Source organism: Staphylococcus sp. M0911, assembly GCF_003491325.1.
In the GTDB taxonomy this organism is placed as follows: Bacteria; Bacillota; Bacilli; order Staphylococcales; family Staphylococcaceae; genus Staphylococcus; species Staphylococcus warneri_A.
Genome location: NZ_CP022881.1, coordinates 446,039 through 462,249, shown reverse-complemented (window position 1 = coordinate 462,249; position 16,211 = coordinate 446,039). Strand labels below are relative to the sequence as shown.

Below are 16,211 nucleotides of genomic sequence, written 5' to 3'. Positions count from 1 at the left end.
CATTTATAAGTTATAAAGTTAATGTGTAACTACCATACATGTTTTGGAATTATAGGGGGCAAATAATGACTTTTCATGATCGTATATTAAAATTAAGAGAACACAATCACCGCACGGCATTTGAATTTCGTTTCGAAGACTTATTTACTAAAGAGGAATGGTTAGAGATGTCTATCGCTGATCAAAAAGCTGCAGAAAAGCAATTCCAACGTGACATCAATCAAATGAGTGATGTCAGAATGCCATACGCTAGTGTTGATAAAGCAAAAAACAAAATGTTCAACCTTATCTATGCCTATAACGGCATTAAAAAGAACTTTAAAGTTGTTGAAGAACAACAACATTCAAGATAATTCAAAAAAGACCGTACCTCATTTGAGATACGGTCTTTATAAACATTGCCAGAATTATACGGGGGGTATAATAATGATGCCTTCAATTGCTCACCAATGAAGGCAAGTTGTTGATTTACGATTAGGAGTCAAAATGAATTAGTTTGTCACTAATGTTTTTCGTTCTAAGCCATAGTAGTATAATCTTTCAGCATCGATATAGGGGATTGAATCGATGGTTAAATAGCCATCTTTAATGTCACCGATAATACCTTGGTTCACACCAGTATTGACATAGATTTCATAGCTACTTACATCAGAGAAAACAAGCTCTTCAATTACTTTTCTCACTTTTATCACTCCAACATGTCTTATTCCTTACAATTCATATACTACACTATTTTTCAGAAAATAAAAGGTGTTTGTGATTGTTTTCACAAAAATATCACTTTTTAAAGATTGTAAAAATAATGTTAACTTTCATATATAGAACTACATGATAATATGAATTAATATTTTAATTAAGATATTAAAGCGCACATCTACTTAAAATAAAGCAACTTTAAGCTAGATGTGCGCTATATTTTATATTGATTCCTTTGATTTAATCTATAAAATCAACAGATATGGATTTTCGATATATTTAGCTAATACTTTTAGGAATTCTGCTGCGCCTGCACCGTCTAATATTTGATGGTCGAATGTTAAACTTAATGGAATTCGAGACACTTGTTTAACATTGCCGTTATCCATAACAACTTCTTGTGCTAATGCGCCTATACCTAAAATACCTGTTTCACCCACATTTAATATTGGTGTGAAGTATTCAATTTGACTTGCCCCCATATTCGTAATCGTAAACGTAGCCCCTTGTAATTGTACATCATTTGTTCTACCTTCACGCACCGCTTCAGAAGACTGTTTAATTTCATTGGCAAGTGCACCAACACTTTTAGTATCTGCTTGTGTTATAACTGGTACCATTAAGCCATCTTCAAGTGATGTTGCTACACCTAAATGCACGTCATCATATTCCGTTAATGTGCCATTTTCATAACGTGCATTTATAGCACCATAATCTTTAAGAGCTAAGACTACTGCTTTAGCAAGTAATGTTGTGACAGTTAACTTAACATCTTGCCCTGCGTTTTGTAGCTCACCTTTTAATTTATCTTTAAATTCTAATAAATGATCAGCATCTACTTTACGATGTAACGTCAACTGAGCAGTGTTTTGAAGACTTTATCTCATATTTTGAGCAATATTTTTACGCATTGGACTTAAGCCTTCACCGACATTTCCTGCTGCTAAGTTTGCAGTTTCAGATGTATCTTGTTGCGGTTCTCTAGACTTATGATCTGCTTGATCATAACCATTTTCAAGTACACGTTGGATATCTAATTTAGTTATACGTTGATTACCACCTGTACCATTAATACGTGTAATATCTAGGTCTTCTTTGTCAGCCATTTTACGTGCTAATGGAGAAATAAATAGACGTTGTTCTTGAGATGCGTCTACTTGACTAGGTTGCTGAACCTTATCTTCTTGATTTGTATTTCCGTTATCTGCATCACTTTCTTTTGCTTCATCATTAGTTTCATCTTTAGAATTATTTTCTTTAGATTGTTGCTGCGTTGATTCGCCTTCTTCTCCAATAACACCAAGCACTGCTTTAACTTTTGCTTCTTCACCTGCTTGTACATTGATTTTTAATAATGTACCTGATGCTGGCGCTTCTACGTCTTGTGTTAACTTTTCAGAACTAATTGTGACAATAATGTCTCCTTCATTGACTGTGTCACCTTCTGATTTAAACCATTCTTCAACAGTTCCTTCTTTCATTGTCATTCCTAATTTCGGCATTATGATATTTTCACTCATGCTTCACACCCCCCATACTTATGATTTAGCTTGTTTCAAATCATCGATTAATTCTGATGCGACATCTAAAACTTTATCTGTATTTGGAATATAAGCTTCCTCTAAGTTAGCTGCAAATGGTACTGGTGTGTCTGGTGCAGTAACCTTTTTAATTGGTCCATCTAAATAATCAAACCCAATATCACCAATCACTGATGCCACATCACCAGCTACATTACATTGTGGGTTAGATTCATCAATAACAATGAGTCGTCCTGTTTTCTTAACTGAATCTAATACGGTATCTTTATCCCAAGGCGACACTGAACGTAAATCAATCACTTCAACAGATATATTGCTTTCAGCTAATTGGTCTGCCGTTTCTAAAGCGACAGCTACCATTTTACCTATAGCTACAATTGATAAATCACTACCTTCTCGAACAACATTAGCTTTACCAATTTCTACGGTATAATGTTCTTCCGGTACCTCGCCTTTTTGACCTAATAATGTTTTATCTTCAGAGAATACAACTAAATTGTCATCTTCAATCGCAGCATTTAATAATCCTTTAGCGTCATATGGATTAGATGGCACAACGACCTTAACACCTGGGATTGCAGCAAACATGTTATATAGTGATTGTGAATGTTGTGCTGCTGCGCCTGCACCTGCACCGTGTACAGTTCTAACAACTAATGGAATTTTGGCTTTCCCACCAAACATATAGCGCATTTTTGCCCCTTGGTTCAAAATAGGATCCAGACCAAATCCAATAAAGTCATTGAACATTAACTCTGCGATTGGTCGTAAACCAGTAGCTGCCGCGCCCACTGCTGTACTTAAAGTAATATGTTCCGCAATAGGTGTATCAATAACACGATCACGACTATACTTTTTAGCTAAACCTTTGGTTACACCAAATACACCGCCAAATGTATCATCATCTTTGATATGTTCCACATTGGCACCACCAGAGACATCTGTACCAATTAAAATGACATTGTCATCCTTTTCCATTGATTGATCGATTGCTTCGTTAATTGCACCCATAAATGTTAACTTACGATTTTCACTCATAATGATATCCCCCTTTGCTTATGCAAATACATCTTTATATAGTGATTCGACATCTGGTAACTCACTTTGTTCTGCGTATGCAACTGAAGCTTCAACTGCTTGTTCTGCAGCTTGTTCAATTTCTGTTGCTTCTTCGTCTGTTAACCAACCTTCGTTGATTGCTACTTTTCTAAATTCTTCTGTAGCATTTTTATCTGCATTACGATCATTAGGTGATTTAACCTTTTGTTCATCACCTTCAAAGTGACCATATTTTCGATACGTATCACATTCAATCAGTGTTGGTCCTTCTCCTTTTTTAGCTCGTTCGACCGCTTCTTTAGCAGCATTTCTAACTTCAATCACATCCATGCCGTCCACTCTGACACCAGGCATGTTATACGCTTTAGCACGTTCCGCAATTGTTTCAGATGCACTAGCGTAATCATGTGTTGTACCTTCAGCGAATTGGTTATTTTCACAAACAAATATCACTGGTAAATTTAAAATAGATGCAAAGTTTAATCCCTCATGGAAATTCCCTTCATTGGCTGCACCATCACCAAAGAAACATACGGCAACATTTTCTTTTTTCTGGTTTCTAATGGATATACCTGCACCTGTCGCAAGGCCGAAACCACCACTTACAATTCCATTGGCACCTAACATACCTTTATCGATTTCGGCTACATGCATAGAACCACCTTTACCATGGCCAAGTCCATCTTTCTTACCCATAATTTCAGCCATCATGCCGTTTAAATCACAGCCTTTAGCAATTGCATGACCATGTCCACGATGTGTACTTGTAATATAATCATCATCTTCTAACAATGACATGACACCTGTAGCAACTGCTTCTTCACCCACATACAAGTGAACGAATCCAGGAATTTGACCATCACTAAAAATTTTATGCACTTTTTCTTCAAAGTATCGAATTTCATTCATTGTTTTATAAATCCAACGTGCTTGTTTCTTTTCCATAGTCATTTCCTCCTCTTTAGCGATACACATCACATTCCGTTTTGTCGCAAAATTCAGACATTTTAATGCGAATTACATGTGTATAGCTTTTTTAAATAATGCATCTGCACCTTCACCTATTGTTTCTAATAGAGATGGATGAGGTTGAATAATTTGAGATAGTTCATGTATGGTGCCTTCTGAAACTTTGACGCCTAATACTTCACCGATGAGATCTGTCGCATGTGGTCCCACTATAAATGCGCCCAAGATTTCATTGTATTGCTTGTCTGACACTATTTTAATAAATCCTTGAGGCTCGCCTTTAATCATTGCTTTCGCATTACCTTGAAAACTTGATTCAGTAACTGCTACATCATAACCTGCGTCTTTCGCCTGTTGTTCTGAAAGCCCAACGGATGCCGCTTCAATTCTTGTATAAATACATCTTGTAATTTCATTAGGATTAACAGGTTTTGGATTTAATCCAGCCAACTTTTCGGCTACTACAACGCCTTGAGCACTTGCAGTATGCGCTAATTGATAACCTTTGACTAAATCTCCAATAGCATAGATATGGTCGGTACTTGTCTGATTAAATGCATTCACTTGAATGAACGAACCATCCATTTCGATATTGAGCGCGTTTACGACTTGTGTATTTGGCTTTCTACCTGTCGCAATTAATAATTGATCGAATTCAACTGTGTCACCGGTTTCAAGTTGAATAGCAGAAGATGTTACTTGTTTAATTTGTGCTTGTATAATGATATGAACACCTTGTTCTTCCAGATGTGCTTTCAAATATTCACGTACTTCTTCAATTTCAGTCAATAAGATATCATCAGCTACTTCAATGATCGTCACGTCTACACCTAAATCAGCCATAGATGATGCTAATTCAGTAGCAATCACACCACCACCAATAACGGCTAAACGTTTCGGTAATGACTGTAGATTAAAGAAGGTATCTGTTGTTAGATAATTTACATCTTCGATACCTTTAATAGGTGGAACAAATGGTTGACTACCTGTTGCTAATATGATGTCTTTCGCCTTTAGTGATTGTTGATTCACTTCAATTGTTAGTCCATCTTTAACCACAGCTTCTCCTTGAATCAGTTCAACGTTATTCTTCATAAGCAATTGTGTTACGCCATTGGTTAATGTATGAACGATGTTGTTCTTATGTTCAAATAAACGTGGATAATCAATATTCAAATGATCCGTTGTGATACCTAAATCATTAGCAGCATGGATTAGATGTACTTGAGACCCAAACTCAAGTAACGTTTTAGAAGGAATACAACCCACATTCAAACACGTTCCCCCAACATGTTGCTTTTCAATGATTGCGACTGATTTACCAAGTTGTGCCGCTCTAATTGCAGCCACATAGCCACCAGGTCCAGCACCAATCACTACAAGATCATAGTTACTTGCCATATCATATCCCCCTTCCCATATCATATTCATAAAAGCCATTTAATAATGAAAAGAAACAAGAAAATAAAAAGCGAAGAAAATATTATAGTTTGTGTAAGCGTTTTCTTATTCCTTTAATTACATATTACAACTAAAAAGATATTTGAGCAAATGAGAATAATAAAATAAATATTATTTAGGAAAATAAAAAAGTAAGATGAACAATTCGTTCATCTTACTCGAAATGATAAAACTATTAATTTTCAGTTATATATCTATAAATATCGTCTCTAACTGCTTGATGCATAGAAATTTTCATGGTTACCACGGAATTACCATTTGGCATTATATCTTCTTCTTCTGTACCTTTAATATAATTTGCTGTACCTAAATAATAGAAATACTTGCCATCATCATCTTTTTTCTTAACAAAAATATACATCGTTACATTATCTTCCGCATGTTTCAGTATATTTTGTACTTCAGGAGAGGTAATCTTTCTTGGAGAACGCGTATACCATTTCAATTCATCCTGACTCAAAAATTCATCTTCATATTTTGTATTATCACTTATATCTTCGTGTTTGTCATAAGTTATAAATATAGGTAAAGTTTGATGTTTCATTTTATATCCATTAATTGTTGCTGACTCATCACTATCCCAATTTAATAATTTTACGAAATCTTCTCTAGAATATTTGTTGTAAATAATCATTTTATTTCCACTATCTTGATATCGCATATTATTGTATTTAGATAGATCGATCAAATCTAAAAAGTATTTCTCAAATAATGGTTTCTTTAAGGCGCTAGAAAAATCACTTGTTAGCTCCACGTTTTTATCATTAATAGTTATAAGTGGGCTTCCATAAATATCTCCAATTGTTGCTTTAAATAATGTAAAATCTAAGACTTTTAATGATGTCATCACATCTTTTTCAGTTATATCATCATTTTGATATCTCATACTTTCAATTAAATTATCAATTGAAGTTTCGCCTTCGACTAAAGTTTCTAATACATCAATATCCACCTTTTTTAATCCTGGTGTTAACTGTCTAGATAAAAATGTTAAGTTCTTAAATTCATTAACACTTAACGTATCTTCAATATATTTATTTTTAGTTAAAAATTCATGATAATTTTTGTATTTAGAAAAAATAACACTAGGGTCCACTGAATTTTGTCTTATGAAATCCATTAACATAGGTTGTTTTCCTATTCTTTTCTTAACCGTTTCATATGCTTCCCTTAATAATTTTGGTTGATTAAGTTTAACAGCATCTAATGAATCATAAATTCGTTTTTTAGCTATTTCTTCAAAGTTAATAGTAGAAACGCCATTCAGTTCACTATTAGTTGTTAAGAATCTTTTATAATTGTCCTTATTTTGAGATTGATCACCTGATAAAGCAACTGGTATTAAGTAATTAGTTTTATAGTTTCCTATAAAATCAATTACTGTCACATAGTCCTTATTATCACTCTTTCTTAACCCTCTACCTAGTTGTTGAATAAAAATGATGCTTGATTCTGTAGGTCGTAACATTACAACTTGATTCACTTCCGGTATATCAATACCTTCATTAAATAGGTCGACCGTTATAATATAATTGATTTCCCCATTTTTCAAGCGGTCAATTGTCGTACTTCGCACATTGATATTATCTTTACCAGTCAATCCAACAGAAGGGATTCCACAATTGGTTAGTTTTTCTGCTAACTCATATGCTTCATCTCTCCGACTAACAAAAATCAGACCCTTTAATTCTTCTCCAGAATAACCATAGTAATCTGTTTTTTCTAAAATGTTCTTTAATCTTTCATCAGATGTTAAGTTCTTTAAATCAGTAACATCCTCATTTATTTCTCCGTTAAGTGAATAATCCGTAACACCAAAATAATGGAAGGGACATAAAATTTCACTTTCTAAGGCCTCTTGTAATCTAATTTCAAAAGCCACATTATAATCAAATAATTCAAATATATTTAGATCATCTGTTCTTTCTGGAGTTGCTGTCATACCTAACATAAACTTAGGTGTGAAGTAATTAAATACTTTCTGATAACTAGCTGCAGCTGATCTATGTGCCTCATCAAAAACAATATAATCAAAATGATCCTTTGCAAATTCTTTAAAATTCTCATTATTAGATAATGTTTGAATAGTAGCAAATAAATACCTCGCATTGATATCTTTATATTTTCCAGTTAAAAGTCCAAATTCTTTTTCATCAATATGAGGCATTACTTTTCTAAATTCTTCTTTAGCTCTGTTTAAAATACCTTCATTATGTACTATAAACAAGAATCTCTTTGGATTAAATGACCTAACATCTAAGGCACATAATATTGTTTTACCAGTTCCTGTAGCCGAAATAATTAAGCTTTTTTCTTTCCCTTCGTTTCTAAGAGCCTCTAAACATTTTAATGCTTCTTTTTGCATTTTATTAGGCTGAATATCTATAGCATTATTAAATTTTTCTGTAGATTTCAATTGTTCTTTTTGTATTTCAAATACTTTCTTTATTGACTTATATTCAAAAGTTTCTTGATATTCTTCAACCCAACTCGATGTTAGTGGTATACTTTTATCCCACAGATCATTAAATTGTGATTTCACATTATGAACTAATTCACCATTTCTATGCGTTGATAACAGAATATTGTGCTCATAGTTAATTTTCAATGCATTGGAAGTTAAATTTGAACTACCAATGATCATCGAAGAATAATTGTCATGATCAAAGATATAACCTTTAGCGTGAAATCCTTCTACATCTGTCAATCTTACCTCAACATTTTCTAATTTAAGTAGCTCATAATACATTTTAGGACTATTAAATCCTAAATAATTTGAAGTAAGTATTCTTCCTTTTACTCCTTTTTGGTTTAAATCATATAAATAAGATTTTAAACTAGCTAATCCACTTTCAGTAATAAAAGCTACTGATATACTAAAAGAGGAACACTTTTGCAATTCTTGTACAACAGTTGATAAAACATTTTCTTTTTTATTATTAATTAATAGCTTAGGCGTAAAATTACCCTGATGTGATACATCTTTATCAATAAATCCTTTATATAGCGATTGTGTAAAATCTTCGATTAGCCTATTCATAGCTATTCTCCTTCTATTAATAATTTAACTGCTGGAACATCTGCTGGAGCCCATTCTATTGAATCAAGTTGATTAATTGGTAACCACTTTATCTCTTTATGTTCTGTTAAAGTAGGTAATTGTTGATTTAAATGACATTTAAAAGTTGTTAAATTAACAATACCAAAATCATATTCATGTTCTGTAGTTGTCAGTTTTTCTTTAACTGAGATATCACATTTCATTTCTTCTTTAATTTCTCTAATTAATGCTGCTTCTTCTGATTCTCCTTTTTCAATTTTCCCACCAGGAAATTCCCATAATAGCGGGAGACTCATATTTTCACTTCTTTGTGCACATAAAATTTTGTTATCTGAATATATTACTGCGCCAACTACATTAATTACTTTTTTCATAACTATCACCTTTTAAATTTGTTTATATATATTCATTCTATCAAATAAATTGAATATAGTAATTTATCTAATGAAAATTTAAGATCAATCCTAAATTTAATCATAAAAAACTGGACAGAATCTCTTATCTGTCCAGTTTATTTTGCTATTTTACTTTATCAAACAACTTTTTAAAGTTGCCTGCAGCATTTTCTTGTTTGAGTTCTGCTTTTGTTGCAACGTTTTGTAATGGTGTTTTTACTATTTTATCCATGTATTCTGCAAATTGTTGGATATTATCTGGTTCAACTAAATAGCCATTAACACCATGTTCAATGATTTCACTTGGGCCATATCGTACATCATATGAAATGACCGGACAACCTACTTCAATACTTTCCATTACAGTTAATCCGAAACCTTCATATTTACTAGTTAATAATGAAGCTCTAGATTTTCTAAATTCATCTAATGGATTATTAGTATAGTCGTAAATCTTAACTTTGTCTTCTAAGCCATATTCATCTATTAAATCTAACATCAGTTGTTTTTGATTTGCTTCGTCAGGGCCAAATACAGTTAAATTTGTTTCATGACCAAATGTTAAAAATTGTTGATATGCTTTAATTAAATGATCCACTTGCTTTTGAGTGCCTAATCTACCAATAAATACAAATCGGTCTAATTTTTCAACGTTGCCATTTTCTGGATAAGGCTCAATAAAGTGAGGAATAACAGAAATTTTACTATCATCAATATTAAATAAGCTTTGAATGTCATTCTTTTGTTTCTGAGTAAGCAATAAATATTGCGCTACTTTATTAGAATTCTCTAATGCTGTTTTGTATGAACCTTTGACTTTGTCACCATCTAAATGACTATTATGGAAAACAAGGACATTTTTAGTTTGGTGACTCTGATTTAACATAGGTTTGTCTAATACTCTAGCATCGTTAAAAACGATATCCCCATCATTAAAACGATGTTCAAAATAATATTCAAACAATTCTTTTTCAGTTTTAAATGCACATAAGAATTTATCGTCTTTAAATATTTGTATAAAATCGATGCGTTTATCTACACTTGAATCAAAAAATTTCTTACAGTAAATATGTCCTTCAGTATCGTAATATTCTTCTAAAATTTTGAAGAATGTTTTTGATGAGAAGTATACTTTTCTATGAAGTTGACCGTAAGTGTTATATTCTCTACGTTCAATTCCTTTTTTTGATGCTGGTGTCATCACATCTTCAAATTGTAGCATATTTGTGCCTTCATAGTATTTTCTATAAAGGACATATGTTTCCCCATCATAATAACGAATTACATTACCGTTATTAAATTCCTTCTTTTCTAAACCTTCGATTTCTTTATTCATTTCCTTATAAACTGGCTTTTTCTTAAATTTAGTCATTGGGATAGACAATAATTTAAATCCAGACAACCAATCATATAAATTTTCAAATTCAGTATTTTTCGTTACAACGTCATCTTGTAAAAATTTTTCATAAACTTCATTATAATTTGCGTTATAGTTGGTAGTGTATATTTTATTAACTATATTCATCTCTTCATCTAAAAACTTAATACGCTTTAATAATGCCTTGGTTCTCCCACCGTGTACTGGTGGTAGTGTGCTCGTAATTGTATATATCATAAATAATCCCCACTTTTATTAGTTATGCTAATTATATGAAACAATCTAAAAAATGTATATCAATTTAGTAAATCAAAATTATTTATTTACCATTTTATTACTAATAACTATTAATTTTATTTATTTAATCGTCTAAAATTTTCTAGTAAGGTTTTATATCTTTTTAATGTAACTTGCAATAAATGTACTATATAATAAGAATAACTTACATGCGTACATTACTACCTTTATACCCGTTACATGGTATAGTTAATTTTAAATTAAGCATTCAATTTTATATGTCGCATCATTATTTTTTAAAGGGGAATTTATATTTATGAAAGATAATTGGATTAATGTCATTGACGACAGTTTAGTTAAAGACTTTTATAATCAACAATCTTCAGAGGAACAACAAGAAGGATTTGAAACAACGCTTGCTTTTGGTACAGCAGGTATCAGAGGTAAATTAGGTCTTGGTGAAGGCCGTTTAAATCGATTCACAGTTTCAAAAGTTGCGCTTGGTTTAGCGCAATTTTTACAATCAAAACATGACTCACCTGTAGCAGTGATTCACTATGATACAAGACATTTATCACCTGAGTTTGCTCAAATCATTGCGACGATTTTAGCGAGTCACGATATCAAAGTTTATTTATCAGATACGTATCGTACAACACCTGACTTATCATATGCAGTTAGATTTTTAGAAGCACATGCTGGTGTCATGATTACCGCAAGTCACAATCCTAAAGACTATAATGGTATTAAAGTTTATGGTGAAGACGGTGCACAACTATCTACAGAGCCTTCTAATGTGTTAAGTGATTACATCAATGCTTTAGGTGATCCACTAACTATTGAATTACCTCAATTATCAAATGAACAACAATCATTGATTTTATCTGTGCCAGATGAAGTAAGAGCATCTTATTTTAAGGAAATTCAATCATTAGTTGGTGATATACCGCAATCAGATTTACAAGTGGTATTCACAAGTTTACATGGCACAAGTGTACCTGTAGTCCCTGAAATATTATCTCAATTAAACTTTGATCAATTTAATTTAGTCGAAGCACAATGTAAACCAGATCCTAATTTCAGTTCTGTCGCTAGTGCTAACCCAGAAGATCACAAAGCATTTGACCAATCTATCGCGCTTGCAAATCAAATCAATGCAGATTTATTAATCAGTACGGATCCTGATGCAGACCGATTAGGCATTGCTGAACGCGATCAAGAAGGCAATATCTATTATTATAATGGTAACCAAATTGGCGCCCTTTTATTAAATTATCAAATCAAAGCAACATCACATTTAAACAATAGATTAATGATTCAATCCATTGTTAGTAGTGAATTAGCTAAATCTGTGGCACGTCATCATGGTGTTGCATATAAAGAAGTGCTCACAGGATTTAAATATATTGCTGAAGCAATCAGAAATATGCCTGAAGACCAAAATTATTTATTAGGCTATGAAGAAAGTTATGGTTTCTTAGCAGGACCTTTCGTTAGAGATAAAGATGCCATTCAAATTGTTCCACTTATCATCAAGTATGCATCTGAACTTAAAAATGAAGGCCGAATGTTAAAAGATGATTTAGAAGATATTTATCAACAAGTTGGACGTCATAATGACCAATTGTTCTCACATACGTTCGAAGGTGCTAAAGGTAAAGCTATTATTGATGATATTATGAAATCCTATAGAAACAACCCACCTCGTACAATTAATGGATTAGACGTTCTTGCTATTGAAGATTATGAAACTGGAGAAAAAGTTGATTTCCAAACAAATGAAACAACACCAATCACGCTCCCTAAAGCAAACGTGCTTAAAATATATTTTAAAGAAGGTTTTATTGCCCTAAGACCATCTGGTACTGAACCTAAAATTAAATTATATGTGTCATTAACGATTAATCATTTCGACGATGTAGCACAACAAATTAATGAAGAAATATTTAATTAAACATACCACAACTTCCCTTCCAATTAGGGAAGTTGTTTTTAGTATTATTACAATAATGAGTTAACTCATTATTGTACATATCCTCAATTGATAATGACTTTATACCTTTCTTCACGTATAATAATATTAAGTTATTTTGAAAGCGCTTTACTCAAATAGAATAACTTACCAACGCAACTTATATTTTCATGAGATTTTTATTCTTATTAAAAACGGAGATGACTAGACAAACATGAAACAATATCTTACAGAAACGCCTCAACATATTGTCGTATTAAAAAAGATTAAAAAGTATGAAGATGCCAATTTCACTAAAGACATAGCTGTCATCAATAAAGGACAATGTATAGAAATAACTAGTATGGACAAGAGTGATAAAGGAACGCCTAGATTGGTAGCGAAAGATGGTCATTATATTACCGCTAATGAAGACTTCGTTGCACCTATTAACCTTGATAGTATCCAAGGCTATATTACTCATGCACCTAAAGCGATTGAAATTGTTAAAAAGTGTAAGTTATATGAGGATGTTGGATTTAAGAAAGATCCTATTAAATCATTAGAATTAGGTACAAAATTAGATATTATAGATATTGAATTTACGAGTAAGTTAACACCTAGATTAAAAACATCGGATGGACTTTACGTCACTGCTAATCAGAGTTTCGTTAAAGTTTTAAAATAACGCAAAAGCACCAACCATAAGATTGCTATGGTTGGTGCTTTTTGATTTTATAAGTCTAATTGCTTAATAAATGCTTTTAAGTCATCTTTCATATCTTCGTCTTTTAATGCATATTCAATCGTTGTTTTAACGAAGCCTAGTTTTTCGCCAACATCGTAACGATCACCTTCGAAATCGTATGCGTATACTTGGCTTTCGGCATTCATACGTTCAATCGCATCTGTTAATTGAATTTCGTTACCTGCACCTTCTTCTTGTGTTTCAAGATAATCAAAGATTTCAGGTGTTAGTACATAACGTCCCATAATCGCTAAATTAGATGGTGCTGTACCTTGTTTTGGCTTTTCTACGAATTTCTTAACTTCATAACGTAAACCTGATTTTTCTAATGGATCGATAATACCGTAACGGTGTGTATCTTCTTCAGCTACTTCTTGAACACCAATTACGGATTTACCTGTTTCATCGTAAACATCCATCAATTGTTTAATTGCTGGCGTTTCTGATTCCACAATGTCATCACCTAATAATACAGCGAATGGTTCATTTCCAATGAATTGACGTGCTGTATGAATGGCATGACCTAAACCTTTTTGTTCTTTTTGACGAACATAGAAGATGTTAGCTAAATCTGTTGAGTATTGAACCTTTTCTAATAGGTCATTTTTCCCTTTTTCTTGTAATACCATTTCTAATTCTTTTTGGTTATCGAAATGATCTTCAATCGCACGTTTATGTTTACCTGTAACGATAATGATATCTTCGATACCCGCTCTTGATGCTTCTTCAACAATATATTGAATTGTTGGTTTATCTAAGATCGGTAACATTTCTTTTGGCATTGCTTTCGTTGCTGGTAAAAATCTTGTCCCCAAACCAGCTGCTAGAATAATTGCTTTTTTTATTTGTTTCAAAGTCTCTACTACTCCTTTAAATTAAAGTATGAAGCTTAATCATATTTACCTTATCTTATCATTAAATAAACATTGTGCCTAGTTATACCTATATTATGAATATCACACTATTTTAACGTTTGATTTTAATTGACCAAAACTTATCATATCCTTTATTTCATTCTCTGTTTATTGCAATCAAATCGATGGCAATAGTATAATTGAAGCATAAAAATACACCTAGCAACCATTCGTCTAGTCACTAGGTGGAAAAACTAAGCAACATATTTTGAGCGTTAACTCAATTCATATGTTTTACACAAACAGCTTTTAAACTCGTCTTATTCACAGTAAGACGGGTTTATTTTTTCGCTCGAATATGCTTGATAAACAACATAACAATATATGTAATAGTCATTACGAGTGGTATTTACACAACAATGTGTAAAGAAAACTACCGACTATTCCCAGCCGGTAGTTACATCCTCAATGTTATACAAATAAACTAATAAATAAGATAAAGATGATGCCTGATACTGAAATGATTGTTTCTAGTAATGACCATGTTAAAAATGTTTCTTTAACTGTTAATCCGAAATATTCTTTGAACATCCAGAATCCTGCATCGTTTACATGAGATAAAATCACACTTCCTGCACCTATTGCTAACACAACAAGTGCGACATTGGCATCTGAAGCTTGCAGTAACGGCATCACAATACCTGTCGTAGATATGGCGGCTACAGTTGCAGAGCCTAGTGCAATTCTGAGTACTGCAGCAACAATCCATGCAAGTAGAATTGGTGACATGTGTGTACCTTCGAACATTTTGGCGATCGTATCACCTACGCCACCATCAATAAGTACTTGCTTGAATGTACCGCCACCACCAATGATTAATAACATCATGCCTATGGGATAAATAGCTTGAGTAACTGATGCCATGACATGGTCCATTTTTCTATGTCTTAATATGCCCATTGTAAATATGGCAAAGATAACTGCGATCAACATAGCTGTACCAGCATTACCAATTAAATAAATAATTGATTCAAATGCATTTTTAGGTGAATCATGTCCTGTGATAAGTTGTACTAATGTTGAAACGAGCATTAAGATGACTGGTAATATCGCTGTTAAAATACTAATCCCAAATCCTGGCATTTCTTCCTCAGTAAATTCCTTTTGAGCACCTAATGCTGAAATATCTCCCTCTCTACCATATGCAGATGGAATGATTTTTTGTGCGATTTTATTAAATAATGGACCTGCGATTAAAGTAACAGGAATTGAAATAATAATACCGTAAAGGAGTACATGACCAATATTCGCTTTTAATTCTTTAGCTATAACTACTGGTCCAGGATGTGGCGGTAAGAAACCATGTGTCACTGATAATGCTGTAACCATTGGTAATCCAAGTTTAAGTGTAGACACATTCGCACGTTTGGCTACTGTGAATACTAATGGAATTAATAACACTAATCCCACTTCAAAGAATAAAGCGATACCGACGATAAATGCAGCAACGAGCATCGCCCACTGTACATGTTTTTGGCCAAATTTGGCGATTAATGTATCGGCAATGCGTGTTGCGCCACCTCCATCAGAAAGTGGCTTCCCTAATATCGCTCCTAGTCCAAAGATAAGTGCAATATGTCCTAGCGTACCACCCATACCCTTTTCTATCGTTTCCATAATTTTATCCAGTGGCATACCTAATAATAAAGCAGTAACTATAGATGTAATGATTAGAGAGATAAAGGTATTCAGTTTTAAAAAGATAATTAAACATAATAAAATTACAATTCCTAAAACAACGCTAATTAATGGCCAAATTTCTGTAAACATGGCATTCCCCTTCTTCCTATAATGTGTCTGT

12 protein-coding genes and 2 pseudogenes are annotated in these 16,211 nt (G+C 32.7%); 3 read left to right on the top strand and 11 right to left on the bottom strand.

All coding sequences use genetic code 11. The annotated features are described in order from the left end of the window. Nucleotides 1-65 precede the first annotated feature (65 nt). Nucleotides 66-353 (top strand): DUF1413 domain-containing protein, encoded by a 288-nt coding sequence (locus ssp1_RS02090; RefSeq protein WP_075778553.1) that lies wholly within the window; start codon nucleotides 66-68, stop codon nucleotides 351-353. 138 nt (nucleotides 354-491) lie between these two features. On the opposite strand, the gene ssp1_RS02085 is transcribed toward ssp1_RS02090, so the two are convergent. From ssp1_RS02085 to ssp1_RS02050, 9 genes and pseudogenes are all read right to left on the bottom strand, one after another. Continuing rightward, on the bottom strand, nucleotides 492-683 hold the full coding sequence (locus ssp1_RS02085) for a hypothetical protein (protein WP_002450408.1): 192 nt from the start codon (nucleotides 681-683) through the stop codon (nucleotides 492-494). Between the two features lie 258 nt (nucleotides 684-941). Further along, nucleotides 942-1,832 (bottom strand): annotated as a pseudogene (locus tag ssp1_RS02080) (dihydrolipoamide acetyltransferase family protein); the annotation flags it as partial. Between the two features lie 216 nt (nucleotides 1,833-2,048). Beyond that, a pseudogene (locus ssp1_RS12150) lies at nucleotides 2,049-2,177 on the bottom strand (biotin/lipoyl-containing protein); the annotation flags it as partial. A gap of 57 nt (nucleotides 2,178-2,234) precedes the next feature. Continuing rightward, nucleotides 2,235-3,275, bottom strand: coding sequence for an alpha-ketoacid dehydrogenase subunit beta (locus tag ssp1_RS02075; protein WP_075778551.1), 1,041 nt, complete (start codon nucleotides 3,273-3,275; stop codon nucleotides 2,235-2,237). An 18-nt stretch (nucleotides 3,276-3,293) separates the two neighbouring features. Then, a complete protein-coding gene (locus tag ssp1_RS02070) occupies nucleotides 3,294-4,247 on the bottom strand; it encodes a thiamine pyrophosphate-dependent dehydrogenase E1 component subunit alpha (protein WP_107536124.1) in 954 nt (317 codons plus the stop codon). Between the two features lie 66 nt (nucleotides 4,248-4,313). After that, nucleotides 4,314-5,666, bottom strand: coding sequence for a dihydrolipoyl dehydrogenase (gene lpdA / locus ssp1_RS02065; protein ID WP_075778549.1), 1,353 nt, complete (start codon nucleotides 5,664-5,666; stop codon nucleotides 4,314-4,316). Nucleotides 5,667-5,901: 235 nt separating this feature from the next. Beyond that, on the bottom strand, nucleotides 5,902-8,766 hold the full coding sequence (locus tag ssp1_RS02060; RefSeq protein ID WP_118828096.1) for a DEAD/DEAH box helicase: 2,865 nt from the start codon (nucleotides 8,764-8,766) through the stop codon (nucleotides 5,902-5,904). Nucleotides 8,767-8,768: 2 nt separating this feature from the next. Continuing rightward, on the bottom strand, nucleotides 8,769-9,161 hold the full coding sequence (locus ssp1_RS02055) for a (deoxy)nucleoside triphosphate pyrophosphohydrolase (protein WP_002450416.1): 393 nt from the start codon (nucleotides 9,159-9,161) through the stop codon (nucleotides 8,769-8,771). Nucleotides 9,162-9,306: 145 nt separating this feature from the next. Beyond that, nucleotides 9,307-10,797 carry a glycosyltransferase gene (locus tag ssp1_RS02050; protein WP_118828095.1) on the bottom strand — a complete coding sequence of 497 codons (1,491 nt, stop codon included), beginning with the start codon at nucleotides 10,795-10,797 and terminating at the stop codon, nucleotides 9,307-9,309. A gap of 316 nt (nucleotides 10,798-11,113) precedes the next feature. Between ssp1_RS02050 and ssp1_RS02045 the strand changes: the two genes are divergently transcribed. Both ssp1_RS02045 and ssp1_RS02040 read left to right on the top strand, forming a co-directional pair. Next, nucleotides 11,114-12,751 (top strand): phospho-sugar mutase, encoded by a 1,638-nt coding sequence (locus ssp1_RS02045; RefSeq protein ID WP_075778546.1) that lies wholly within the window; start codon nucleotides 11,114-11,116, stop codon nucleotides 12,749-12,751. A 232-nt stretch (nucleotides 12,752-12,983) separates the two neighbouring features. Then, nucleotides 12,984-13,436, top strand: coding sequence for a DUF5776 domain-containing protein (locus ssp1_RS02040; RefSeq protein ID WP_075778545.1), 453 nt, complete (start codon nucleotides 12,984-12,986; stop codon nucleotides 13,434-13,436). 47 nt (nucleotides 13,437-13,483) lie between these two features. On the opposite strand, the gene galU is transcribed toward ssp1_RS02040, so the two are convergent. Continuing rightward, on the bottom strand, nucleotides 13,484-14,350 hold the full coding sequence (gene galU, locus ssp1_RS02035; RefSeq protein ID WP_118828094.1) for a UTP--glucose-1-phosphate uridylyltransferase GalU: 867 nt from the start codon (nucleotides 14,348-14,350) through the stop codon (nucleotides 13,484-13,486). Between the two features lie 471 nt (nucleotides 14,351-14,821). Beyond that, complete coding sequence (locus ssp1_RS02030) at nucleotides 14,822-16,180, bottom strand: gluconate:H+ symporter (RefSeq protein ID WP_075778253.1); 1,359 nt, start codon at nucleotides 16,178-16,180, stop codon at nucleotides 14,822-14,824. Nucleotides 16,181-16,211 lie beyond the last annotated feature (31 nt).

Excerpts from the sequence above, each read along its gene's own strand:
- ssp1_RS02030 (WP_075778253.1), bottom strand. The coding sequence starts at position 16,180 with ATGTTTACAGAAATTTGGCCATTAATTAGCGTTGTTTTAGGAATTGTA.
- ssp1_RS02050 (WP_118828095.1), bottom strand. The coding sequence starts at position 10,797 with ATGATATATACAATTACGAGCACACTACCACCAGTACACGGTGGGAGA.
- ssp1_RS02045 (WP_075778546.1), top strand. The coding sequence starts at position 11,114 with ATGAAAGATAATTGGATTAATGTCATTGACGACAGTTTAGTTAAAGAC.
- ssp1_RS02070 (WP_107536124.1), bottom strand. The coding sequence starts at position 4,247 with ATGACTATGGAAAAGAAACAAGCACGTTGGATTTATAAAACAATGAAT.
- ssp1_RS02090 (WP_075778553.1), top strand. The coding sequence starts at position 66 with ATGACTTTTCATGATCGTATATTAAAATTAAGAGAACACAATCACCGC.
- ssp1_RS02075 (WP_075778551.1), bottom strand. The coding sequence starts at position 3,275 with ATGAGTGAAAATCGTAAGTTAACATTTATGGGTGCAATTAACGAAGCA.
- ssp1_RS02040 (WP_075778545.1), top strand. The coding sequence starts at position 12,984 with ATGAAACAATATCTTACAGAAACGCCTCAACATATTGTCGTATTAAAA.
- ssp1_RS02060 (WP_118828096.1), bottom strand. The coding sequence starts at position 8,766 with ATGAATAGGCTAATCGAAGATTTTACACAATCGCTATATAAAGGATTT.
- ssp1_RS02055 (WP_002450416.1), bottom strand. The coding sequence starts at position 9,161 with ATGAAAAAAGTAATTAATGTAGTTGGCGCAGTAATATATTCAGATAAC.
- lpdA (WP_075778549.1), bottom strand. The coding sequence starts at position 5,666 with ATGGCAAGTAACTATGATCTTGTAGTGATTGGTGCTGGACCTGGTGGC.